The organism is Rhodococcus sp. WB9 (assembly GCF_007558985.1).
Classification (GTDB): domain Bacteria; phylum Actinomycetota; class Actinomycetes; order Mycobacteriales; family Mycobacteriaceae; genus Rhodococcus_F; species Rhodococcus_F opacus.
In genome coordinates, this window is record NZ_CP041769.1 from 5296922 (window position 1) to 5320067 (window position 23146).

Below are 23146 nucleotides of genomic sequence, written 5' to 3' on the forward strand. Positions count from 1 at the left end.
ATGCGTGACGTCGTCATCTGCGAGCCCCTGCGAACGCCGGTCGGGCGCTTCGGCGGAGTGTTCAAGGACATCACCCCTCAGAGCCTCGCGGCCACCGTCATCACGGCGCTCGTCGAACGCACCGGCATCGAGGGCAGCCAGATCGACGACGTCATCCTGGGCCAGGCGTCCCCGGGCGGGGAAGCCCCGGCCCTCGGCCGGATCGCCGCGCTCGACGCGGGACTGGGCATCGACGTCCCGGGCATGCAGGTGGATCGCCGCTGCGGATCCGGACTGCAGGCCGTCATCACCGCCGTGCTTCAGGTGGCGTCCGGCGGCAACGACCTCGTCCTCGCCGGTGGCGCCGAATCCATGAGCCAGGCCGAGTTCTACACCAACCCGAACATCCGCTGGGGCGTCAAGGGCGACGGGGTGCAACTCGCGGACCGGCTCGCCCGCGCCCGGGTCACCGCCGGCGGTGCGAACTTCCCCGTGCCCGGCGGCATGATCGAGACCGCCGAGAACCTGCGCGCCGAGTTCGACATCAGCCGTGAGGACCAGGACGCGCTCGCCGTGCAGTCGCACCAGCGTGCCGTCGCCGCACAGGAATCGGGACGCTTCGCCGAGGAGATCGTCGGAGTGACGGTGCCGCAACGCAAGTCGGACCCGCTCGTCGTCGACAAGGACGAGCACCCCCGCGCCGACACCACGGTGGAGTCGCTGTCGAAGCTCCGCGCCATCCGCTCCAAGATCGACTCCGCCTCCACCGTCACCGCAGGCAACGCCAGCGGGCAGAACGACGGTGCCGCCGTGTGCATCGTGACGACCGCCGAGAAGGCGAAGGAACTCGGACTGAAGCCCCTCGCCCGCATGGCGTCCTGGGCCGTGGCCGGCGTCCCGCCGCGCACCATGGGCATCGGCCCGGTGCCCGCCACGGAGAAGGCCCTCGGTCAGCTCGGACTGTCGCTGTCCGACATGGGGGTCATCGAACTGAACGAGGCCTTCGCCGCACAGACCCTCGCCGTCCTCCGCAGCTGGGACCTCGACCCCACCGACGAACGCCTCAACCCCAACGGATCCGGCATCTCCCTCGGACACCCCGTCGGCGCCACCGGCGGCCGCATTCTCGCCACCCTCCTGCGGGAGATGGACCGTCGCGAATCCCGCTACGGACTCGAGACCATGTGCATCGGCGGCGGCCAGGGCCTCGCCGCGGTCTTCGAACGGGTCTGATCCAGAATCACCCCAGGACCCCCGGCACCGGACGACACAGTCCCGGTGCCGGGGTTCCTGCCTTGCGGCATGTGCCGCTCACACTCGCCGTTCGGTCACCGCGATCGACTCCCGGTCACACTCGAGCGCCAGCCTGTACTCAATGGTCGATTCGACCGATCGGACGCCTGCTGTCCCGATACGCTTTGCTCACTGCAATCGGCGGAGTCGACGGCGAGAGAACGGCGGGCCATCATGCCTGAGGAAGCACGTTCAGCTCCAGCGGGGTGGTATCCGAGCCCAAATGGTGGTCGGCGCTATTGGGACGGCACACGGTGGCTCGACCTTCCCGACCCGGCCGCGGAGTCCGTCCGAACCCAACAGAAGCGCCCCTTCCCCAAGAAGTTTGCTGCCTTCGGCCTGGCTGCCCTCGTTTTCCTGGGTGGCGCCGGGGCGATGTGGAAGGTCGGACACGACGGAAAGATCGCTGCTGAGAAGGAAGCTGCTGCAGACGCAGCCGACAAACGAGAGGCAGATCAGCTCGCCGCACAACGGCAGCAAGACGATGCCAAGCGCGCAACGCGAGCGGCCGCTGTGACGAGGATCGAGGCAAGCGTCGATTCGATGGCTCGAGATCACATAGCGCGCGGCCTCATCGACGGGTCGGTCATTTCGGTGACCTGTTCGCCGGTCAGCGGGGGATCCACCGATGACCTCACTGAGACGACAACGGTATTCGACTGCTTCGTCGCCAACGAGAACAATGGCGACGGCACGCTCAGCGGCTACAAGTACAACGCAACAATGAACTGGAACTCCGGCCAGTACACGTACGGGATGGGAGCACCCTGACTATCGCGGCTCGCTGCGTCACGGAGCAGTCGGGCTCGTCACAGCCGGTGCAATTCGACGTCGCCGAGTTCCCCGTCGGCGGCGGTGGCGGTCACGTACGTGCAGTGCGGCTGCCGTCGCCGATCCGTCGGTGATCCCGGGTTCAGCAGTCGCAGTCCGGTTTCCGTGGTGGTGTCCCAGGGAATGTGGCTGTGCCCGAAGATCAGGACGTCGGTGTCCGGGTAGGCGGCCGACATCCGTTTTTCCCTGCCGGCGGAGGCCCCGGTCTCGTGCACGACGGTGATGCGCACCCCGGCCAGGGTCACGTCCGCCCGCTCGGGCATCAGGGCGCGCAGTTCGTCGCCGTCGTTGTTGCCCCAACACGCCACGAGCCGCGCCGATCGCGCCTGCAAGGCCTCGAAAGTGGGGAGATCGACCCAGTCGCCGGCGTGGATCACCACGTCGGCGCGGTCGACCTCGTCCCACACCCGGGCGGGCAGGTCTCGTGCCCGCTTCGGGACATGGGTGTCGGCCAGCAGCAATAACCTCACGGTCACAGTCTGCGCGAATCCGCACCCTTTCTCTGCATCCGCACCCGTTTTCGCGAAAAGCGGTGCGGGTGCAGAAATGGGGTGCAGGTGCTTTACGCGCCGGCGAGCGCGGCGGCGTCCTCTGCCTGCAACAGCAGACCCATGTGCTCACGCATCCGCTGGGCGTCCGGCTCGAGGCCGGTGAAGATCCGGAAGGAGTCGACGGCCTGACCGATGGTCATGCCGATTCCGCTGAGAGTCCGGGCGCCGATCTCGCGGGCGCGGCGGAGGAGTTCGGTTTCGGCGGGACGGTAGACGACGTCCGCGACCCACAGGTCGGGGCGCAGCAGCGCGGCGTCGAGTGCCATGCCGGGGTGGGCCGCCATGCCGATCGGCGTCGCGTGGATGAGGCCCTGGGCCGCACCGACGGCGGCGGGAACGGCGGAGAGGTCGCCGGAAGCGATTTCCCGGTCCGGGAACAGTTCGGCGAGCGAATCGCGCAGATCCTTCGAGCGCGCGGCGTCGGCGTCGATGATCGTGAAGTGTCCGACACCCCGGGTGAGCGCGGCATAGGCGACGGCCGCGCCGGCCCCACCGGCCCCGAGTTGCACGACGCGGTTGATGGGCGCGCCTTCGAGACCCTCGTCCATGTTGCGCGCGAATCCGGACCAGTCGGTGTTGTGGCCGATCAGGCGCCCGCCGTCGATGTGGACCGTGTTGACCGCGCCGAGCTTGCGGGCGTCGTCGGAGAGGTCGTCGAGCAGCGGAATGACGGCCTGCTTGCACGGGTGCGTGATGTTGAGCCCGTTGAACCCGAGGAGCTTGGCGGCCGAGAGGAGCTGCGGCAGTCCCTCGACGCCCACGCCCAACGTGTCGAGGTCGAGGATCCGGTAGACGTACCCGACGCCCTGCACGCGACCCTCGGCCTCGTGGAGCGGCGGGGTCAGCGATTTCGAGATCCCGGTGCCGATCAGACCGCACAGGTACGACGGGCGAGCGGTGGGGGCATCGAGGTCACGAGAGGTCATGGCGATCACTTCCGGGAGAGGGCTGGGAGCTAATTAACTATCTAGTGAGTTATGTCACGGTAGCATACCTCCATACCGCGCGGAAGACAGCACAGGCAGGAGTTTCACCGATGACACGAAGCGAGACGACGGGCGCGACCTCCGAGAAGGAAACGGTCAAACGGACCCGTAACCCCGAGAAGACCCGGGAGAACATCCTGCGGGTGGCGATGACGGAATTCGCTGACAAGGGCCTGACCGGGGCCCGCATCGACGAGATCGCGGCGAAGACCGCCACCACGAAGCGGATGCTCTACTACTACTTCGGCGACAAGGAGGGGCTGTACCGGGCAGTGCTGCAGCGGGCCTACGAGGAGATCCGCTACGAGGAGTCCCAGCTCGACGTCGACCACCTCGAGCCGACCGAGGCGATCCGCGCGCTCGCCGAGCTGACGTTCGACCATCACGAGGCCCACCCGGACTTCATCCGTCTCGTCGCGATCGAGAACACGAATCGCGGCGCCAACCTCGTCCAGGCCGAGGGGCTCCCCGAGACGCAGGCTCCGGCGATTCGCACGCTCGAGCGGATCCTCCAGCGCGGACAGGAGGCGGGCATCTTCCGCACCGACACGACGGCGCTCGACATCCACATGCTCATCAGCTCGTACTGCGTCTTCCGGGTGGCGAATCGGTACACATTCAAGGCGTTGTTCGACTGGGATCTCACCGGCGCGGAGAACCGCCCCCACCTGCGCGCAATGATCGGCGACGTCGTCCTGGCGTACCTGCAGCAGCCCGGGAAAGTATGAACTAACCATTTCGACCATTATTGACTCAAGGCTGTGACCGGGGTTACCTTGCTTCTACGACCTACGAACACCTGCTCTTCCGAGCCGCCCGTGTTCACTTTCCTCGCTCCCCAGGAGTATCGATGACCATCGACTACGGCACCGGCGTCTCCGGTCGAAACGGTGACGGCAAAGGCCGCTCCTCCGTCGACCCCAACGCTGATCCCACCAACGCGAAGAAGGCCGCGAAGGCCGCCTTCTTCGGCAGCCTGCTCGAGTACTACGACTTCTACATCTTCGCCTCGGCTGCTGCGCTGGTCTTCCCGCACGTGTTCTTCGAGGGATCAAAGAATCCGCTGCTGCTGTCGCTGGCCACCTTCGGCATCTCCTACATCGCGCGTCCGATCGGCGCCGTGTTCGTCGGACACTTCGGCGACCGGGCCGGACGCAAGAAGGTGATGATGTTCTGCCTGGTTCTCATGGGCGTCGTCACGTTCCTGATCGGCTGTCTGCCGTCGTCCGAGCAGGCCGGAATGGTCGGCCCGGTGCTGCTGGTGCTCCTGCGCATCTGCCAGGGCGTCTCCGCGGCCGGCGAACAGTCGGGTGCGGGCTCGCTCACCCTCGAGCACTCCCCCGCCCACCGTCGCGGCTTCTTCTGCAGCTGGACGCTCACCGGTACCCAGGCCGGCTTCATCGTCGCGAGCCTCGCGTTCATCCCCGTCGCGGCGCTGCCCGACGAGACCCTCTACAGCTGGGGCTGGCGCGTCCCGTTCTGGTGCAGCCTCCTCGTCCTCGTCGTCGCCTACATCGTGCGTCGCAAGCTCGAAGAGCCCGAGATCTTCATCGCCAACAAGGAAGCACTGGACGAGACGCCCGCCCCGCTGCCCGTCGTCGACCTCTTCCGCACGCACTGGCGTGACGTTCTCCGTGTGGTCTTCTGCGCGTTCATCGCCGTCGTCAGCACCGTGTTCTCCGTGTTCGGCCTCGCCTACGCCACCACCCCCGAGATCGGGATGAGCCGCACGACCATGCTGTGGGTCGCGATCGCCGCCAACGCGGTGGCCCTCGTCTCGCAGCCGCTGCTCGGCATGCTGTCCGACCGGATCGGCCGCAAGCCGGTGTTCATCGGTGGCGCGATCGGTTCGGCCGCCGGAATCTTCCTGTACTTCGCCGCGATCGGCACCGGCAACGTGGCGATGATCTTCCTCGCGGGCATCCTGCTGATGGGTGGCGTCTACGCCGGGACCAACGCCATCTGGCCGGCGTTCTACGCCGAGATGTTCTCGTCGCGGGTTCGCTACTCCGGTATGGCGATCGGCACGCAGCTCGGTTTCGCTCTCGCCGGATTCGCTCCGACCATCGCCCAGGCACTGCGCGGCGCCGACCCGATGAACTGGGTGCCGGTGGCGATCTTCACCGCTGTCTGCGCGCTCATCGCCGCGGCTTCTGCCTCCACCGCCAAGGAGAACTCCCGCACTCCGCTGATCGACCTCGACAAGGAGGATGTCGCGCTCACGAAGGCGAAAGCGAAAGCGAACGCGAAGGTCTGATCCACTCGAAACGACCGATGCGCCCGGCACGTGTGCCGGGCGCATCGTCGTGTCGGTTCCTAACGCCGCAGTTCGTGGGTGAGTGCTTCGAGTTCGTCGCCGCCGGCCATCTGCTGGGTGAGTTCTTCGAGGCTGATCTCGTCGAACGTGCAGTCCAGTTTCTGGCGGCCGCGGTTGAGGAGGACGAAGTGGTCGCCGACCATGTAGGCGTGGTGCGGGTTGTGGGTGATGAACACGACTCCGAAGCCCTGTTCCTTGGCGGCGGAGATGTAGCGCAGCACCATCCCGGACTGCTTGACGCCGAGGGCGGCGGTGGGCTCGTCGAGGATCAGGACGCGGGCGCCGAAGAAAATCGCCCGGGCGATCGCGACGCACTGGCGTTGGCCGCCGGACAGCGAGCCGATGGGGGCGTCGACGTCGGGCAACTCGATGCCCATCTTCGACAACTCGGACATCGTGGTGGCACGCATCCCGTTCGCGTCGAGGGACCTCAGCGGTCCCTTCCGAAGTTCCTGGCCGAGGAAGAAGTTGCGCCACACCGGCATCAGCGACACCACCGCCAGGTCCTGGTAGACCGTGGCGATGCCCTTGGAGAGGGCTTCCTTCGGTGAGCCGAAGGTGATGGCCTCGCCGTCGACGAGCAACTCACCCTCACTCTGCTGGTGCAGGCCGGCGATGATCTTGATCAGGGTGGATTTGCCGGCTCCGTTGTCGCCGAGGACACCGGTGACCTCCCCGGCCCGCACCCGCAGGTTGATGTCCTGCAGGGCGATGATGTTGCCGTACCGCTTGCCGACGTGTTTGAGCTCGATCAGCGGGATCTTGTCGCCACCACCGGGTTCGGTATCGACGGGCATCTGTTCGATGGTACTCATGCGGTCACCTCTTGGCGGCGTAGTTGCGGAAGGCATTGTTGGCGATGACCGCGAACAGCAGCATCGCGCCGAGGAAGAACTTGAACCAGTCCGGGTTCCAGCCGGCGTAGACGATGCCCTGGTTCGTCATGCCGAAGATGAACGCGCCGATCGCGGCGCCGATCGCGGTGCCGTACCCGCCGGTGAGCAGGCAGCCGCCGATGACCGCGGCGATGATGTAGAGGAACTCGTTGCCGATACCCTGCCCGGACTGGACGGTGTTGAACGAGAACAGCAGGTGCATCCCGACGAACCAGGCGGCGAACCCGACGGTCATGAACAACCCGATCTTGACCTTGGTGACCGGGACGCCGATCGCGCGGGCAGAGTCCTGGTTGCCGCCGACGGCGAAGATCCAGTTCCCGATCCGGGTCTTGAACAGCACCCAGGTGGCGATCGCGGTGAACAGCAGCCACCACACCACGGTGATCCGCACCGACACCCCGCCGATCTCGAACGAGGACGCGAACACCTTCTTCGCCGAGTCGAAACCCTGCATGTCGGACACGCTGGGGGTGGCGACCTGGCCGGTGACGAGTTTGGTGACCGCCAGGTTGATGCCGGTGAGCATCAGGAACGAGCTCAGCGTGATCAGGAAGCTGGGGATCTTCGTCTTCATCACCAGGTACCCGTTGAAGAACCCGACCGCCAGCGAGACGACCAGGGCGAGGGCGGCGCCGGCCCACAGGTTCAGGTGCAGGTTGTAGGCGATCATCGACGCCGCGAGGGAGCTGGTGGTGACGGCGACGCCGGCGGAGAGGTCGAATTCCCCGCCGATCATCAGCAGTGCGACCGCGCACGCCATGATCCCGATCGTCGACGAGGCGTAGAGCACCGTGGCCAACGCTTCGGGGCTGCGGAACGGGGGTGCGACGACCATGAAGAAGACGAAGATGGCGATCGCACCGAACAGGGAACCGATCTCGGGCCGGACCAGCAGACGCTGCAGGCGTTTTTGTTCTTTCACCCGCTCGTCGTGGACGACCTTGTGACTGGCAAGGTCCAGATCTTGCTGTGTGGACATGATTTCCTCTCCGCGCCGGTGGATCTCAGCGTTGTGCAGTGCCGGCCGGCCGTGCGGCCGGGTCGATGGTGACGGTGATGGTGTGTGCATGAGATGGACCCACCGGGGTCCGGATCGTGTGCCCTGACATGTGATCGGCCGCCGATCAGCGGGTGCCGGCCTTGGCGTACTCGGCGACCTTGTCGATGTTGGACTTGTCGATGAACGACGGCCCGGTCAGCGTGGGCCCGCCGCCGCCGATGACGTTGCCGTTGTTCAGGTAGAGCCACAGCGAATCGATGGCCAGGTAGCCCTGGAGGTACGGCTGCTGGTCGATGGCCCACTGCACGCTGCCGTCGGAGATGGCATCGACGAGTGCCGCGTTGGTGTCGAACGTGTAGACCTTGGCCGGGCTGCCCGCGTTACCGACCGATTGCACGGCGGTCAGGGCGATCGGGGCGCCGAGCGCGAGCACACCGTCGATGGACGGGTCCTGCTGGAGCTTGGCGGCGATCGTCGAGTTCACCGACGGCATGTCCTCCCCGTTCACGTTGAGTGTCTCGAACGTGCCGCGGAAGGTCTGCTTGGCGCCGGCGCAACGGGATTCGAGCTGAATCTGGCCCTGCTGCTGGATGACGCAGATGACGTGCTTGGCGCCGTCCTCGTTGAGCCGGTTCCCCGCGGCCTGGCCGGCGATGGTCTCGTCCTGCCCGAAGTACTGGGTTGCCCCCATGTCCTTCCAGGCTCCGTATCCGGCGTTGAACGCGGAGATCGGGATGCCTGCGTCCTGCGCGCTCTTGACGGCGGGAGCCATCGCCTCGGGGGTGGCGAGGGTGAGCGCGAGTCCGTCGACCTTGGAATCGATTGCCGTCTGCACGAGGTTGGCCTGGTTGGGGGCCTGCGGATCGGAGGAGTACTTCAGTTCCACGTTGTCCTTGTCGGCGGCGTCCTGCGCGCCCGTGCGGATCAGGTCCCAGAACGTGTCGCCCGGTGCCGCGTGCGTGACCATTGCGATCGTGATGCGCGGGGTGTCGGCGGTGCCCGCGCCGATCCCGGACCCGCTGCTGTCCGGCTTGCCTCCGGTGCTCGAGCACGCCGCGAGGCTCATCACCAGGGCACTCGCGCAGGCCAAGGCCGCCACGCGACGCCGGTTGGGGAAGTTCATCTGCTTTTCCTCTCGGGGGGACGAACGGCCCGGTGACGTCTCGGCCGTGTGCCTTAGATGTAATACGCGTCACACCCGAAAGTCAATAGTTTGTCTGGACATTAGGACCACATATCAAATGCGGACATAGGGGTTCTGCAGTCGGCCCGGAAATCAAGCAGAGGGATGGACGGATCCAGGAGATCCAGGCGCGCTCAGCGCGTGACCGCTGCCCCCGCGTCGCGCGGCAGACGCAGCGTGTCGACCACCGTGCACAACATCAGCAGCCCCAAAAGGACGAAGGTCCAGGAATATTCGGACCCGAACCCGTGCTCGGACGACGTCGCCAATGGCGTGAACGCGGTGAGGGCTAGCGCTGCGACCGCGATCCCGAGACCGGCCGCCAGTTCCTGCACGGCGGCGTTGAGGGTGTTCGCGTGCGTGAGGTCTGCACGATCGACGTCGGAGAACGCGAGACTGTTGTACGCGGTGAATCCGACCGACCGCAGGGCGCCGCTCACGAACAGGACCCCCGCGATGACCGGCATCGGGGTCGACGAGCTCAGGGCGGCGAGCAACCCGAAGCAGCCGACGGACAACAGGGCATTGACCAGCAGGATCGGCCTGATCCCGAAGCGCCGCATCAGCGGCGTCGTACAGGGCTTGATGGCAATGTTGCCGGCGAACAGCGCCGCGACGAGCAGACCCGCGAGGAACGGCGTCCAGCCGAAGCCGAGTTGGAACTGCAGCGGCAGCAGGAACGGCACCGCGGTGACGATCAGGCGGTAGAGCGAACCCCCGGTGACGGTGGTGCGCAGCGTCCGGACGCGCAGCACGCGGAAGTCGACGAGCGGGTGGGGTGTGCGGGCGAGATGGCGCACCGAGGCCGCCAGCAGGACGACCGCGACCACTCCCCCGACCACGACCCGGCGCCAGTCGGTTCCCGTCACGCGGATGCTCTCCAGCGAGATCAGGGCCGCGGCGATTCCCGTCCCGACCCCGAGGAGTCCCCGCCAGTCCAGCCTGCTCGTCGACGGCGCACGCGAACCGTGAACCAGCTTCAGCGACAGCAGGATTCCGAGGAGGCCGATCGGAATGTTGATGACGAAGATCCACCGCCACGACCCGACCGTGGCGATCGCACCGCCGAGCAGGGGCGCGATGACGGGTGCCGCGAGCGCGGGCCAGGTGAGCAGGGCGATCGCGCGGACCAGGTCACCCTTCGTGCTCGACCGCAGCACCGCCAGCCGCCCGACGGGCACCATCATGGCACCACCGACGCCCTGGAGCACCCGCATCACGACGAGCATCGGCAGCGACACACTCGCCGCGCACCCGATGGACGCCAGCGTGAACACGGCGATGGCGGCCACGAACACCCGGCGCGTCCCGAACCGGTCGGCCACCCACCCGCTCGCGGGAATGAGGACGGCGACCGTCACCAGGTAGGCGGAGATCGCGATGTTGACGTCGACTGCGTCGACACCGAAGGACTCGGCGATCAGCGGGACGGCGGGCGCGATGATGGTGGCGTCGAGAATTTCCATGAACAGGGCACCTGCCACCAGCAGGGCCATTCCGCGGGGGAACGACGTCGCGCGCGCGGTTCTAGCGATCGACAACGGTCGTGTCGAAGTAGTACCGCGACGCGCGGTAGCAGTGACTGCCGAACTCGACGGCGCTTCCCGAGTCGTCGAACGCGGTCCGGTTCATCGTCAGCAGCGGCGCCCCGGTCTTCTCGTCGAGCAGCGACGCCTCCGCCTTGCTCGCCGCTTTCGCGCCGATGCGCTGCCGTGCGAGCCGGATGTGCACGCCGCGGGCCCGGAGTGCGTGGTAGAGGCCGTGCGCCTCCAGTTCCTCGGGATCCGGCGCGAGGTCCACCGGGATGTGGTTGGTCATCAGCGCCAGCGGTTCGCCGTTGGTGCTGCGGAGGCGCCGGATGGACGCGACCTCGGCGCCGGGCTGCAGGTTGAGTTCGGCGGCGACGTCTTCGGCCGGCACGGATACCTGGTAGTCGAGGAGTTTGGTGGTGGGGCTCTGCCCCGCCCGCGCGAGGTCGTCGAAGAGGCTGGTGAGTTCGACCGGCCGGTGCACCGCGCTCTGCACCACCTGGGTGCCGACCCCGCGTTTGCGGACGAGCAGCCCCTTGTCGACGAGCTCCTGGATGGCGCGGCGCGTGGTGGGGCGCGACAGGTTCAGCCGCTTGGCGAGCGCCAGTTCGTTCTCGAAGCGGTCACCGGGGGCGAGTTCCCCGCCGATGATCGCGTTCTCGATCGTCTGCGCAAGCTGGAAATACAGCGGAACCGGGCTCGACCTGTCGAGCTCGACTGCGAGTGGTGCACCCACGGACAACTCCGATCCTCGTGCGCGGGGCGACGTCGCCGTCGCCGATCTTTCCGGCAGTGTATGCGAACACTAACACCAGATTGACTTCAAGTAATAATGTCAGGACAAAGTCTTGACAGGAGTCGGTGAGGTGGAGCACAGTTTCAATCAGACCTCGGCGCCCTGCGCAGACCACCCACAACGACCTATTCGGGAGTCAGCCTTGACCACCATCCAGACGCACACCAACCGGAACGGATTGGACGTCCTCGCCATCGGGCGCTGCGGTGTGGACATCTACCCATTGCAGACCGGAGTCGGACTCGAACACGTCGAGACGTTCGGCAAGTTCCTCGGCGGAAGCGCGGCCAACGTCACCGTCGCCGCCGCCCGCCTCGGCTGCCGCAGCGCGCTCATCTCGGGCGTCGGCAACGATCCGTTCGGACGCTTCGTCCGCACGGCACTCACCGACCTCGGCGTCGACAACCGTTACGTCGGCATCGACACCGACCACCCGACTCCCGTCACGTTCTGCGAGATCTTCCCGCCGGACGACTTTCCGCTGTACTTCTACCGCAAACCCGTCGCCCCGGACCTGCAGGTGACGCCGGCGGACATCGACCTCGACGCGGTCCGCGACGCGAAACTGTACTGGTCGACGGTCACCGGACTGTCCGAAGAGCCCAGCCGCAGTGCGCATTTCGCGGCCTGGGAAGCCCGCGGACGCCGCACCCACACCGTCCTCGATCTCGACTACCGCCCGATGTTCTGGTCCTCCCCCGCCGAGGCCACCGCTCAGGTGCAGCGCGCACTCCAGCACGTCACCGTCGCGGTCGGCAACCGTGAGGAGTGCGAGATCGCGGTCGGCGAGACCAATGCGCACAAGGCCGCGGACGCGCTGCTCGATCTCGGCGTCGAACTGGCCATCGTCAAGCAGGGCCCCAAGGGTGTCCTCGGGAAGACACGCACCCAGAGCATCACGGTGCCCCCGAACGACGTCCAGGTGGTCAACGGGCTCGGTGCCGGCGACAGCTTCGGCGGCACGCTGTGCCACGGCCTGCTCGCGGGGTGGCCGCTGGAGAAGATCCTGCGCTACGCCAACGCCGCGGGGGCGATCGTCGCCTCCCGCCTCGAATGCTCCACCGCGATGCCGACGGCCGACGAGGTCCGGGCGCTCGCCGATTCCACCACTTCGGAGGCTGTCAATGTCTGAAACTCTCGCTCACCGCGCAGTCTGCACGTCGTATGCCGACGTCACCGACGTACGCGCGAACGACCCGGGCGCCATAGACCGCGCCTGGGCGACCCGGATCACCCGGCCCACGATGCGCGGTAACGGCCGGCTCATGATCGTCGCCGCCGACCACCCCGCCCGCGGTGCACTCTCGGTCGGCGACCGTCCCACCGCGATGAACAGTCGCACCGACCTTCTCGACCGCCTCCGCACCGCCCTGCGCAACCCCGGCGTGGACGGTGTGCTCGCCACCGCCGACATCCTCGACGATCTGGTGCTGCTCGGCGCACTCGACGACAAGGTGGTCATCTCGTCGATGAACCGCGGCGGCCTGGCCGGCGCCAGTTTCGAACTCGACGACCGGATGACCGGCTACACCGCGGCCGGCACCGCGAAGGCCGGCATGAACGGCGGAAAGATGCTGTGCCGCATCGATCTCGACGATTCCGGCACGCTGTCCACCCTCACCGCGTGCGCCCAGGCGGTCGATGCGCTCGCCGAGGCCGGACTGATGGCCATGGTGGAACCGTTCCTGTCGCGACGGGTCGACGGCAAGGTCAAGAACGATCTCAGCGCCGACGCCGTGATCAAGTCGATCCACATCAGCCAGGGCCTGGGCTCCACGTCCGCGTACACCTGGATGAAGCTTCCGGTGGTCGACGAGATGGAACGCGTCATGGACGCGACGACGCTTCCGACGCTGCTGCTCGGCGGAGACCCGCAGACAGCCCCCGAGGACACGTTCGCGAGCTGGGCCAAGGCCCTCGCGCTGCCGTCGGTCCGCGGCCTGATCGTCGGACGCACCCTGCTGTACCCGCGGGACGAGGACGTCGCCGCCGCGGTCGACACCGCCGTATCCCTCGTTCACTGACGCACACCGGAGAGGCCCACGATGAACAGCAAGTACTACGTGCCGGTCGGTTCCGCGGCCACCGGGCCGTTCGACCTCGAGGTCACCCCCGAATCGGCGGGCTGGACCGAATCGAGTCTGCGGGTGCTCACCCTGTCCCCCGGTGGCTCGGCCGAACTCGCGTCCGGTGACGACGAGATCATCTTCGTGCCACTGGCCGGGTCTGCGGCGGTGTCGAGCGAGGGCACCGAGTTCGCCCTCACCGGGCGGCGATCCGTGTTCGACGGGCCGAGCGACTTCGCCTACGTGGGCCGGGATTCGGCTTACACGGTGACGAGCGCGACCGGTGGACGATTCGCCCTGTGCGGGGCCCGCGCGCGGCAGAAGTTCCCCTTCCGGTACGTCCCGGCAGCCGACATCTCCGTCGAACTGCGCGGCGCGGGCACCTGCAGCCGCCAGGTGCACAACTTCGGCACCGCCGATCGCTTCGAGGCCGATTCGATCATCGCGTGCGAGGTCGTCACTCCCGGTGGCAACTGGTCGTCGTACCCGAGCCACAAGCACGACGAGAACAGCGACGTCGAGTCACAGCTCGAGGAGATCTACTACTTCGAAATCGCCGAAGCCAATTCCACCGCAGTGGATTTCGGCGGAACCGGCTTCGGCTACCATCGCGTGTACGGCACTCCCGAGCGGCCCATCGAGGTGCTCGAGGAGGTGCGCTCCGGTGACGTGGTCCTCGTGCCGCACGGCTATCACGGACCGTCGATCGCCGCCCCCGGACATCACATGTACTACCTGAACGTCATGGCCGGGCCCGGCGAAGACCGCGCCTGGAACATCTGCGACGACCCGGCCCACACCTGGCTGCGCGGCAGCTGGGAACACCAGACCGTCGATCCCCGCCTCCCCCTCCACGCACCGTCCGAAGGAGCATGACCGTGGTGTCCACCGCGCCGATGTCGGCGAGCAAGAACCCCAACGCCGAGGGCACCGTCCACCTCACGGTGGCTCAGGCAACCATCCGATTCCTCGCCAACCAGTACGTCGAGCGGGACGGCGAACGCACCAAGTTCTTCGCCGGCTGCTTCGGCATCTTCGGCCACGGCAACGTCGCCGGACTCGGTCAGGCACTGCTGCAGGCCGAGATCGACGCGGTCGAAGCCGGGACCGAATCCGAACTGCCGTACATCCTCGGGCGTAACGAGCAGGCGATGGTGCACAGCGCGGTCGCGTACGCACGCCAGAAGGATCGCCTGCAGACGTGGGCGGTGTCGGCCAGCGTCGGCCCCGGCTCGACCAACATGCTGACCGGCGCGGCGCTCGCCACCATCAACCGGCTGCCCGTCCTGCTCCTGCCCGCCGACACGTTCGCCACCCGCGCGAGCGCACCGGTGCTGCAGGAACTCGAACTGCCGTCGAGCGGTGACGTCACCGTCAACGACGCGTTCAAACCGCTGTCGCGGTACTTCGACCGCGTGTGGCGGCCGGAGCAGTTACCTTCGGCGCTGCTCGGCGCGATGCGCGTGCTGACCGACCCCGTCGAGACGGGTGCGGCCACCGTCGCCATCCCGCAGGACGTGCAGGCCGAGGCGTTCGACTGGCCGGAGTCGCTGTTCGCAGAGCGCACGTGGCACCTGGCCCGGCCGCTCCCCGAGAAGTCGGTGATCTCACGGGCTGCGGACGTGATCCGGACGGCGAAGAAGCCGCTGATCGTCGCGGGCGGTGGCCTGATCTACTCGGGCGCCACCGAGACACTGGCCTCGTTCGCCGAGGCGACCGGAATTCCGGTCGGTCAGAGTCAGGCCGGCAAGGGTTCACTGCCCTACGACCACCCGCAGTCGGTCGGCGCGATCGGCTCGACCGGCACCACGGCGGCCAACGCGCTCGCCACCGAGGCCGATGTGATCATCGGCATCGGCACCCGCTACAGCGACTTCACCACGGCGTCGCGGACCGCGTTCAACAACCCCGACGTGCGGTTCGTCAACATCAACGTCGCGTCGATCGACTCGGTGAAGCAGGGCGGCGTCAGCGTCGTCGCAGACGCCCGCGAGGCGCTCGAGGCACTCGCCGTGGCACTGCGCGACTACCAGGTTTCCGGCGAGTACCGCTCGCGTACAACCGAACTCGCGGACCACTGGGAGTCCACGGTCGACGCGGTCTACAAGATCGACGACGACTCGCTCGGCTTGAACCAGAACCAGGTCATCGGTCTCGCCAACACGCTGTCGGATCCGCGGGACGTCGTCGTGTGCGCCGCCGGCTCCATGCCCGGCGACCTGCACAAGCTGTGGCGTACCCGCGACCCCAAGGGCTACCACGTCGAGTACGGCTTCTCGTGCATGGGCTACGAGATTGCCGGCGGCATCGGCGCCAAGATGGCCTGCCCCGACCGCGACGTGTTCATCATGGTCGGCGACGGCTCGTACCTGATGATGGCCACCGAACTCGTCACGGCCGTGCAGGAGGACGTGAAGGTCATCGTGGTCCTCGTGCAGAATCACGGGTTCGCGTCCATCGGGTCGCTGTCGGAGTCGCTGGGCTCTCAGCGGTTCGGCACCGACTACCGCTACCGCGGCGACTCCGGCCGGCTCGACGGCGACATCCTGCCCGTCGATCTGGCGGCCAACGCCGCCAGCCTCGGCGCCGACGTGATCCGCGCGAACACGGCCTCCGAGTTCGCCGACGCCGTCAAGCTGGCGAAGGCCAGCGACAACACCACCGTCATCCACGTCGAGACGGACCCCCGCATCGCGGCCCCGGACAGCGAATCCTGGTGGGACGTGCCGGTCAGCGCGACCAGCACGCTCGACTCCACCCGGGCCGCCTACGAGACGTACGCGCAGTGGAAGAAGATCCAGCGTCCGTTCCTCCGCCCGTCCGGCAACTGACCCCTCCCCCCGCAGAACTTTCGAAAGGAATTCCCGATGAGCGTCATTCGCGTCGGATCCGCCCCCGACTCCTGGGGCGTCTGGTTCCCCGAAGACCCCCAGCAGACCCCGTACGGTCGGTTCCTCGACGAGGTCTCCGCATCCGGTTACGAGTGGATCGAGCTGGGGCCGTACGGCTACCTGCCCACCGACCCGCAGCAACTCCGTGACGAACTCGCGGCCCGCAATCTGAAGCTGTCGGCCGGCACCGTGTTCGAGCACCTGCATCAGGACGACTCCTGGGATGCCGTGTGGACCCAGATCGAGGACGTCGCGAAGCTGACCGCGGCCGCCGGCGGCGAGCATGTGGTCGTGATCCCGGAGATGTGGCGCGACCCGAGCAGCGGCGAGGTGCTCGAGGACCGCAATCTCACTGCGGAGCAGTGGAGGAAGAAGACCGGCGGCATGAACGAGCTGGGCAAGAAGATGTTCGAGCAGTACGGCGTGAAGGCGCAGTACCACCCGCACGCGGACAGCCACGTCGACACCGAGGAGAACGTGTACCGCTTCCTCGACGGCACCGACAGCGAGTACGTGAACCTGTGCCTCGACACCGGCCACATCAGCTACTGCGGCGGCGACAACCTCGCGATCATCGAGCGCGCCCCCGAGCGGATCGGCTACCTGCACCTCAAGCAGGTCGATCCCGAGGTCCGCGCCAAGGTCGAGGCCGAGGACCTGCCTTTCGGCGAGGCCGTCAAGCTCGGCGCGATGATCGAGCCGCCGCTCGGCATCCCCGACCTGCCGCCGCTGCTCGCCGCGATCGAGAAGCTCGACATCGACGTGTTCGCGATCGTCGAGCAGGATCTCTACCCCTGCGCCGTGGACGTTCCGTTGCCGATCGCCCAGCGCACCCGTAAGTACCTGGGGTCCTGCGGGATCCCGTCCGTCAAGTTCGTCTAACCGATCACGTCAGGAGCTAGTCAGCTATGTCCGGAAGCAACGACCTGCGCATCGCCGTCCTGGGTGTCGGAATGATGGGCGCCGACCACGTCGCACGCATCACCGAACGCATCAAGGGCGCCACGGTCGCCGTCGTCAACGATTACTTCATCGAGAAGGCCGAGCAGATCGCCGCCGGGATCCCCGGCTGCCGGGTCATCAGCGACCCGCTCGACGCGATTGCCGACCCGGATGTCGACGCCGTCGTCCTGGCCACCCCCGGCCCGACGCACGAGAAGCAGCTCCTCGCCTGCCTCGAGCACGGCAAGCCGGTGATGTGCGAGAAGCCGCTGACCACCGACGTCGCCACGTCTCTCGAGATCGTCAAGCGCGAAGCCGAACTCGGCAAGAAGCTGATCCAGGTCGGCTTCATGCGACGTTTCGACCACGAGTACGAACAGCTGAAGACGCTCATCGACGACGGCGTGTTCGGTCAGGTGTTGCTCGCCCATTGCGTGCACCGCAACCCGGTGGTGCCCCCGAGCTTCGACAGCTCGATGATCGTCAAGGACTCCCTGGTCCACGAGGTGGACGTCACCCGATTCCTGTTCGACGAGGAGATCACCTCTGTCCACATCCTCCGGCCGGCCGCGAATCCCGGTGCGCCCGAGGGACTGCAGGATCCCCAGATCGCGTTGTTCACCACCGAATCCGGTCGCCACGTCGACGTCGAGGTCTTCGTGACCACCGGCATCGCCTACGAGGTGCGCACCGAGATCGTCGCCGAGAAGGGTTCTGCGTTCATCGGTCTCGATGTCGGGCTCGTCCGCAAGTACGGCACCGGCGCGGGCAACGGTCGCTCGGGCGCCGGAGCGTGGGGTGGGGAGATCACCCCCTCGTTCAAGGAACGCTTCGGCCAGGCCTACGACGTCGAGATCCAGCGCTGGGTGAACGCCGCCCGCACGGGTGCGGAGACCGGCAACTACGTCGACGGACCCGGTGCGTGGGACGGCTACGCCGCCGCCGCCGTGTGTGCCGCCGGCGTGCAGTCGCTCGAGACCGGCGAGCGCGTGGCCGTCGACATGGTCGACCGTTCCTCCATTCCGGGAGCCTGATCACGATGAAGATTGCACTCGATCCCACGCCGTTCCACCACGACTACTCGCTGCTCGAACTGCCGGCCGTGGTCGCGGAGCTCGGCTTCGAACACCTGCAGCTCACCCCGCATCGCGACATGATCCCGTTCTTCAACCACCCGAAGGCCGACGACGAACTGGTCCGGCAGTTCCGCAAGTCCTGCAGCGACGCGGGCGTCGGAATCGCCTCCGTGTTGCCGGTCCTGCGGTGGTCCGGCCCGGACGAGGACGCCCGCGAGGCGGCGGTGCGGTACTGGAAGCGCGCCATTCAGATCACCGTCGACCTCGGTGTGAACGTGATGAACACCGAGTTCAGCGGCCGCCCGGAGAAGGCCGAGGAATCGGAGCGCGCCTTCTACCGGTCGATGGAGGAACTCGTCCCCATCATCGAACGTGAAGGCATCGACGTTCGCATCGACCCGCACCCCGACGATTTCGTGGAGAACGGTCTGGACGCCATCCGGATGATCCGCGGCATCAACTCGAAGAACTTCGGACTGGTGTACGTCGCGTGCCACTCGTACCACATGGGCGCCGGCATGCTCGAAATCATGCGCGCGGCCGGCGACATGCTGCGGCTCGTCCACGTCGCGGACACGATGGATCACCACCGCTCCCACGGACTGCGGTACATCACCAACCCGCCCGGCAACCCGGTGCGTGTGCACCAGCACCTCAAGATCGGTGACGGCGACCTCGACTGGGACGAATTCTTCGGCGGGCTCGGCGAACTCGGCTTCTACGACAAACCCGACACCGTGATGGTGTCCAGCGTTTTCGCCGAAGACGAGAACGCTCACGACGTCTCCCGCTACCAACTGAAGACCATGAAGGATTACATCGCGCGCACGCGGTGAAAGGACAACACATGAGCACCAACATCACTCGCGAGATCGCACACTGGTCCGACGGCAAGGGTTTCACCGGGACCAGCGGCAACACCGCCCCGGTCACGAATCCGGCGACCGGTGCCGTCACCGGTCAGGTGGCTCTGGCCAGCGTCGAGGACGCCCGCGCCGTGATCGACGCCGCCGCCGCCGCGTTCCCCGCCTGGCGCGACACCTCCCTCGCCAAGCGCACCCAGGTGATCTTCACATTCCGGGAACTGCTCAACGCCCGCAAAGGCGAGTTGGCGGAGATCATCACCGCCGAGCACGGCAAGGTCGTCTCCGACGCATTGGGTGAGGTCTCCCGCGGCCAGGAAGTCGTCGAATTCGCCTGCGGCATCGCGCACCTGCTCAAGGGCGGCATGACCGAAAACGCCTCCACCAACATCGACGTCTCCTCCATCCGCCAGCCCGTCGGCCCGGTCGGGATCATCTCCCCGTTCAACTTCCCCGCCATGGTCCCGATGTGGTTCTTCCCCATCGCCATCGCCGCCGGCAACACCGTCGTCCTCAAACCGTCCGAGAAGGACCCGACCGCCGCGATCTGGATGGCCGAACTCTGGGCCGAAGCCGGACTGCCCGCCGGGGTGTTCAACGTCCTCCAAGGCGACAAGACCGCCGTCGACGAACTCCTCACCCACCCCGCCATCAAGGCCATCAGCTTCGTCGGATCCACCCCCATCGCCCAGTACGTCTACGCCACCGGCACCGCCCACGGCAAACGCGTCCAGGCCCTCGGTGGGGCGAAGAACCACGCCATCGTCCTCCCGGACGCCGACCTCGACCTCGCCGCCGACGCCATGGTCAACGCCGGCTTCGGCTCCGCCGGCGAACGCTGCATGGCCATCTCCGCCCTGGTCGCGGTCGGCGACATCGCCGACGAACTCGTGACCAAGATCAAAGACCGCACCGACACCCTCAAGATCGGCGACGGCACCCTCGACTCCGACATGGGACCGCTGGTGACCAAGGTGCACCGCGACAAGGTCGCCTCCTACATCGACGCCGGCGAAAACGACGGCGCCACCATCGTCGTGGACGGGCGGCAGGTGCAGGCAAATGGCGGGGCGGACGGGTTCTGGCTCGGCCCGACCCTGATCGACCACGTCACCACCGACATGAGCGTGTACACCGACGAAATCTTCGGACCCGTCCTCTCCGTGATCCGCGTCGACTCCTACGAGCAGGCCCTGGAACTGGTGAACTCCAGCCCGTTCGGCAACGGCACCGCCATCTTCACCAACGACGGCGGCGCCGCCCGACGGTTCCAGAACGAGGTCGAGGTCGGCATGGTCGGCATCAACGTCCCCATCCCCGTCCCCATGGCGTACTACTCCTTCGGCGGCTGGAAGAACTCCCTGTTCGGTGACACCCACGCCCACGGCACCGAAGGCGTCCACTTCTTCACCCGCGGCAAGGTCGTCACCACCCGCTGGCTCGACCCCAGCCACGGCGGACTCAACCTCGGATTCCCCCAGAACGCATAGGTACTGGTTCTCCGCGCCGGACCGTCCGCGGTCCGGCGCGGAGTCCGTTCGATCGAAAGGAACTTCATGAGCGACACCTCTCTCGCCCGCCGTCATCGGGTCGTGGTCATCGGATCGGGATTCGGCGGCCTCTTCGCCACCAAGGCCCTGAAACGGACGGACGTCGATGTCACTCTGATCGATCGGACGACGCACCACCTGTTCCAGCCGTTGCTGTACCAGGTGGCGACGGGAATCCTGTCCGAGGGTGAGATCGCGCCCGCGACCCGGCTCGTCCTCGAGGACCAGCAGAACGCGTCCGTCCTGATCGGCGGAGTCGAGAAGATCGACGTCGCCGATCGGACCGTCACCTCCACACATCGCGGCCGCACCACCGTCACCGAGTACGACAGCCTCGTCGTCTCGGCGGGCGCCCGCCAATCCTATTTCGGCAACGACCATTTCGCCGAGCATGCACCCGGAATGAAAACGATCGACGACGCCCTCGAGCTGCGCGGCCGCATCCTCGGCGCCTTCGAAAGCGCCGAGGTGAGCACCGATCCCGCCGAGCGGGCGCGACTCCTGACGTTCGTCGTGGTCGGCGCCGGGCCCACCGGAGTCGAGATGGCCGGCGAGATCGCCCAGCTCGCACACCGCACTCTCGCCGGCGCCTACCGCACCATCGATCCCCGTGACGCGCGGATCCTCCTGCTCGACGCGGCGCCCACGGTGCTCCCGCCCTTCGACGACAAACTGCGTCGAGCTGCCGCCGACACGCTGGAGGATCTCGGGGTCGAGATCCAGCTCGGCGCGATGGTGACCGACGTCGACGACGACGGACTCACCGTCCGCGACCAGGACGGGGAGCGGCGGATCGAGGCCGCCTGCAAGATCTGGTCCGCCGGCGTCGCAGCCAGCCCGCTGGGCCGGCAACTGGCCGAACAGACCGGCGCCGACACCGACCGCGCGGGCCGCGTCCTCGTCGAACCCGACCTCACCCTCCCCGGCTACAGCAACGTCTTCGTCGTCGGGGACATGATGAACCGCGACGGCCTTCCCGGCGTCGCCCAGGTCGCGATCCAGGGCGGCCGCTACGCCGCGCAGCTGATCGCCGCGGAGGTGCGCGCCCACCGGAAGGGTCGCGACAAGCCCGAACGCGCCCCGTTCCGATACACGGACAAGGGCAGCATGGCCATGATCTCCCGCTTCCACGCGGTCGCGAAGGTCGGCCGCCTCCAACTGACCGGGCTGCTCGCCTGGCTGCTCTGGCTCTTGATCCACCTGGTCTACATCGTCGGCTTCAAGAGCCGACTCGCGACCGCCATGTCCTGGACCTGGTCGTTCCTGGGCAGGACCCGGGGACACCTGGCGGTCACGGAGCAACAGGTGGTCGCGAGGACAGCCATCAACCGGCTCGACGCCTGGGAAGATTCCCGGGCGGTACCCGAGGCGGCGACGGCCTCGGCACGGTGAGTACCGTCGCCTCCGTGCCTGCTTCCGCTCTCACCGTCGGCATCGACGTCGGTGGTACCAGTATCCGTGCCTGTGTGGTCGACGACACCGGCGAGGTACTCGACTCCGTCCAGGCACCCACACCGCAGTCGGCGAAAGCACTCGAGGACGCGCTCGACCGTGCCGTCCGCGAGCTCGCGTCCCGTCATCGGATCGCCGCCGTCGGTCTCGCCGTGGCCGGATTCATCAGCTCCGACCTCACCACGGTGCGATTCGCCCCGCACCTGCCGTGGAAGAACGTGCCGGTCGCGAACGATCTGAGTGACCGGCTCGGACTGCCGGTAGTCCTCGAACACGACGCGAACGCGGCGGCGTGGGCGGAGCACCGGTTCGGTGCCGCCGCCGGTGGTCGCAATGTCGTGATGGTCGCGATCGGCACCGGCATCGGTGCGGCTCTGCTCATCGACGGCACGCTCTACCGGGGCAGTTACGGCGTCGCCCCCGAGCTGGGTCACCTCCAGGTGGTGCCGGGCGGCAGACCGTGCGCGTGCGGTAAACGGGGGTGCTGGGAACGGTATTGCAGCGGAACAGCGCTCGTCGACACGGCTATCGAGCTCCTCGCCGCCGACCCGGCGAGTTCCACGGTGCTCGCACGCGAGGTCGCGAGCGACCCGGGATCGCTCACCGGCCGCCGCATCGCGAGCGCCGCGCGAGACGGCGACCCGCTCGCCGTGCGCACCATGGAGGAGTTCGCACGGTGGCTGGGCGTCGGACTCGCCATTGTCGGTGACGTCTACGACCCCGATCTCGTCGTCGTCTCCGGCGGTGTCAGCGGTTCGGCTCCGCTGTTCCTCGACCACGCGCGAGACGTCTACGCCTCTCTCGCAACCGGTTCCGGGCACCGTCCCCTCGCCCGCATCCGGGAAACCCAACTCGGCGAATCGGCCCAGCGGATCGGGGCCGCGACGATGGCCAGGGACGCACTACTGAACGCAGCTCCGCTCTCCGTGCGTGGTTGAGGAG

Annotated in this window: 21 protein-coding genes; 14 read left to right on the plus strand and 7 right to left on the minus strand. The window is 67.3% G+C overall.

The features are described 5' to 3' along the window. Positions 1 to 1212, plus strand: a complete 1212-nt coding sequence (locus FND50_RS24670; RefSeq protein ID WP_144289152.1) for an acetyl-CoA C-acetyltransferase — start codon at positions 1 to 3, stop codon at positions 1210 to 1212. Positions 1213 to 1446: 234 nt separating this feature from the next. Then, positions 1447 to 2043, plus strand: coding sequence for a DUF2510 domain-containing protein (locus tag FND50_RS24675; protein ID WP_144287410.1), 597 nt, complete (start codon positions 1447 to 1449; stop codon positions 2041 to 2043). A gap of 38 nt (positions 2044 to 2081) precedes the next feature. Here the strand turns inward: FND50_RS24675 and FND50_RS24680 are convergent, their stop codons facing one another. Both FND50_RS24680 and FND50_RS24685 read right to left on the minus strand, forming a co-directional pair. Then, positions 2082 to 2573 carry a metallophosphoesterase gene (locus tag FND50_RS24680; RefSeq protein WP_144287411.1) on the minus strand — a complete coding sequence of 164 codons (492 nt, stop codon included), beginning with the start codon at positions 2571 to 2573 and terminating at the stop codon, positions 2082 to 2084. A gap of 92 nt (positions 2574 to 2665) precedes the next feature. After that, positions 2666 to 3580 (minus strand): shikimate dehydrogenase, encoded by a 915-nt coding sequence (locus tag FND50_RS24685; RefSeq protein WP_144287412.1) that lies wholly within the window; start codon positions 3578 to 3580, stop codon positions 2666 to 2668. 110 nt (positions 3581 to 3690) lie between these two features. Here FND50_RS24685 and FND50_RS24690 point away from each other — a divergent pair, with 110 nt between their 5' ends. Beyond that, the gene (locus FND50_RS24690; RefSeq protein ID WP_005261325.1) at positions 3691 to 4368 is read left to right on the plus strand and encodes a TetR family transcriptional regulator; all 678 of its coding nucleotides are present in this window, start codon (positions 3691 to 3693) and stop codon (positions 4366 to 4368) included. 122 nt (positions 4369 to 4490) lie between these two features. Continuing rightward, positions 4491 to 5897 (plus strand): MFS transporter, encoded by a 1407-nt coding sequence (locus FND50_RS24695; protein WP_144287413.1) that lies wholly within the window; start codon positions 4491 to 4493, stop codon positions 5895 to 5897. Between the two features lie 59 nt (positions 5898 to 5956). Here the strand turns inward: FND50_RS24695 and FND50_RS24700 are convergent, their stop codons facing one another. The 5 genes from FND50_RS24700 to FND50_RS24720 all read right to left on the minus strand — a co-directional run bounded on the left by FND50_RS24700 (position 5957) and on the right by FND50_RS24720 (position 11304). Beyond that, positions 5957 to 6772 carry an ATP-binding cassette domain-containing protein gene (locus FND50_RS24700; RefSeq protein ID WP_005261327.1) on the minus strand — a complete coding sequence of 272 codons (816 nt, stop codon included), beginning with the start codon at positions 6770 to 6772 and terminating at the stop codon, positions 5957 to 5959. A gap of 4 nt (positions 6773 to 6776) precedes the next feature. Then, a complete protein-coding gene (locus FND50_RS24705; protein WP_005261328.1) occupies positions 6777 to 7835 on the minus strand; it encodes an ABC transporter permease in 1059 nt (352 codons plus the stop codon). A gap of 145 nt (positions 7836 to 7980) precedes the next feature. Further along, positions 7981 to 8979: a substrate-binding domain-containing protein gene (locus FND50_RS24710; protein ID WP_144287414.1), complete on the minus strand. Its 999-nt coding sequence runs from the start codon at positions 8977 to 8979 to the stop codon at positions 7981 to 7983. A 194-nt stretch (positions 8980 to 9173) separates the two neighbouring features. Further along, positions 9174 to 10535: an MFS transporter gene (locus tag FND50_RS24715; protein WP_144289153.1), complete on the minus strand. Its 1362-nt coding sequence runs from the start codon at positions 10533 to 10535 to the stop codon at positions 9174 to 9176. Between the two features lie 31 nt (positions 10536 to 10566). Then, complete coding sequence (locus FND50_RS24720) at positions 10567 to 11304, minus strand: GntR family transcriptional regulator (RefSeq protein WP_009474056.1); 738 nt, start codon at positions 11302 to 11304, stop codon at positions 10567 to 10569. Positions 11305 to 11506: 202 nt separating this feature from the next. Here FND50_RS24720 and iolC point away from each other — a divergent pair, with 202 nt between their 5' ends. The 10 genes from iolC (at position 11507) to FND50_RS24770 (ending at position 23142) form a co-directional block, all read left to right on the plus strand. Then, a complete protein-coding gene (gene iolC / locus FND50_RS24725; protein WP_005261332.1) occupies positions 11507 to 12496 on the plus strand; it encodes a 5-dehydro-2-deoxygluconokinase in 990 nt (329 codons plus the stop codon). Further along, a complete protein-coding gene (locus FND50_RS24730) occupies positions 12489 to 13388 on the plus strand; it encodes an aldolase (protein ID WP_144287415.1) in 900 nt (299 codons plus the stop codon). Before iolC ends, FND50_RS24730 begins: the two co-directional genes overlap by 8 nt. A gap of 21 nt (positions 13389 to 13409) precedes the next feature. After that, entirely contained in the window at positions 13410 to 14306 is an 897-nt protein-coding gene (gene iolB / locus FND50_RS24735; RefSeq protein ID WP_144287416.1) for a 5-deoxy-glucuronate isomerase, read from the plus strand. Beyond that, complete coding sequence (gene iolD, locus FND50_RS24740; protein ID WP_186301139.1) at positions 14303 to 16261, plus strand: 3D-(3,5/4)-trihydroxycyclohexane-1,2-dione acylhydrolase (decyclizing); 1959 nt, start codon at positions 14303 to 14305, stop codon at positions 16259 to 16261. The genes iolB and iolD overlap by 4 nt, the downstream gene beginning before the upstream one ends. 36 nt (positions 16262 to 16297) lie before the next feature. After that, positions 16298 to 17203 carry a sugar phosphate isomerase/epimerase gene (locus FND50_RS24745; RefSeq protein WP_144287417.1) on the plus strand — a complete coding sequence of 302 codons (906 nt, stop codon included), beginning with the start codon at positions 16298 to 16300 and terminating at the stop codon, positions 17201 to 17203. 26 nt (positions 17204 to 17229) lie between these two features. Further along, on the plus strand, positions 17230 to 18297 hold the full coding sequence (locus FND50_RS24750) for a Gfo/Idh/MocA family protein (RefSeq protein WP_144287418.1): 1068 nt from the start codon (positions 17230 to 17232) through the stop codon (positions 18295 to 18297). 5 nt (positions 18298 to 18302) lie between these two features. After that, a complete protein-coding gene (locus tag FND50_RS24755; protein WP_005261338.1) occupies positions 18303 to 19175 on the plus strand; it encodes a sugar phosphate isomerase/epimerase family protein in 873 nt (290 codons plus the stop codon). 11 nt (positions 19176 to 19186) lie between these two features. Further along, positions 19187 to 20692, plus strand: a complete 1506-nt coding sequence (locus FND50_RS24760) for a CoA-acylating methylmalonate-semialdehyde dehydrogenase (RefSeq protein WP_144287419.1) — start codon at positions 19187 to 19189, stop codon at positions 20690 to 20692. Between the two features lie 66 nt (positions 20693 to 20758). Next, the gene (locus tag FND50_RS24765; RefSeq protein ID WP_144287420.1) at positions 20759 to 22144 is read left to right on the plus strand and encodes an NAD(P)/FAD-dependent oxidoreductase; all 1386 of its coding nucleotides are present in this window, start codon (positions 20759 to 20761) and stop codon (positions 22142 to 22144) included. Continuing rightward, positions 22141 to 23142 (plus strand): ROK family protein, encoded by a 1002-nt coding sequence (locus FND50_RS24770; RefSeq protein WP_144287421.1) that lies wholly within the window; start codon positions 22141 to 22143, stop codon positions 23140 to 23142. Before FND50_RS24765 ends, FND50_RS24770 begins: the two co-directional genes overlap by 4 nt. The last annotated feature ends 4 nt before the right edge of the window (positions 23143 to 23146 follow it).

What these genes read in the sequence shown, in the direction of transcription:
- FND50_RS24670 (WP_144289152.1), top strand. Translation starts at nt 1, where the DNA reads ATGCGTGACGTCGTCATCTGCGAGCCCCTGCGAACGCCGGTCGGGCGC.
- FND50_RS24675 (WP_144287410.1), top strand. Translation starts at nt 1,447, where the DNA reads ATGCCTGAGGAAGCACGTTCAGCTCCAGCGGGGTGGTATCCGAGCCCA.
- FND50_RS24685 (WP_144287412.1), bottom strand. Translation starts at nt 3,580, where the DNA reads ATGACCTCTCGTGACCTCGATGCCCCCACCGCTCGCCCGTCGTACCTG.
- FND50_RS24690 (WP_005261325.1), top strand. Translation starts at nt 3,691, where the DNA reads ATGACACGAAGCGAGACGACGGGCGCGACCTCCGAGAAGGAAACGGTC.
- FND50_RS24695 (WP_144287413.1), top strand. Translation starts at nt 4,491, where the DNA reads ATGACCATCGACTACGGCACCGGCGTCTCCGGTCGAAACGGTGACGGC.
- FND50_RS24700 (WP_005261327.1), bottom strand. Translation starts at nt 6,772, where the DNA reads ATGAGTACCATCGAACAGATGCCCGTCGATACCGAACCCGGTGGTGGC.
- FND50_RS24705 (WP_005261328.1), bottom strand. Translation starts at nt 7,835, where the DNA reads ATGTCCACACAGCAAGATCTGGACCTTGCCAGTCACAAGGTCGTCCAC.
- FND50_RS24710 (WP_144287414.1), bottom strand. Translation starts at nt 8,979, where the DNA reads ATGAACTTCCCCAACCGGCGTCGCGTGGCGGCCTTGGCCTGCGCGAGT.
- FND50_RS24715 (WP_144289153.1), bottom strand. Translation starts at nt 10,535, where the DNA reads ATGGCCCTGCTGGTGGCAGGTGCCCTGTTCATGGAAATTCTCGACGCC.
- FND50_RS24730 (WP_144287415.1), top strand. Translation starts at nt 12,489, where the DNA reads ATGTCTGAAACTCTCGCTCACCGCGCAGTCTGCACGTCGTATGCCGAC.
- iolB (WP_144287416.1), top strand. Translation starts at nt 13,410, where the DNA reads ATGAACAGCAAGTACTACGTGCCGGTCGGTTCCGCGGCCACCGGGCCG.
- iolD (WP_186301139.1), top strand. Translation starts at nt 14,303, where the DNA reads ATGACCGTGGTGTCCACCGCGCCGATGTCGGCGAGCAAGAACCCCAAC.
- FND50_RS24745 (WP_144287417.1), top strand. Translation starts at nt 16,298, where the DNA reads ATGAGCGTCATTCGCGTCGGATCCGCCCCCGACTCCTGGGGCGTCTGG.
- FND50_RS24750 (WP_144287418.1), top strand. Translation starts at nt 17,230, where the DNA reads ATGTCCGGAAGCAACGACCTGCGCATCGCCGTCCTGGGTGTCGGAATG.
- FND50_RS24755 (WP_005261338.1), top strand. Translation starts at nt 18,303, where the DNA reads ATGAAGATTGCACTCGATCCCACGCCGTTCCACCACGACTACTCGCTG.
- FND50_RS24760 (WP_144287419.1), top strand. Translation starts at nt 19,187, where the DNA reads ATGAGCACCAACATCACTCGCGAGATCGCACACTGGTCCGACGGCAAG.
- FND50_RS24765 (WP_144287420.1), top strand. Translation starts at nt 20,759, where the DNA reads ATGAGCGACACCTCTCTCGCCCGCCGTCATCGGGTCGTGGTCATCGGA.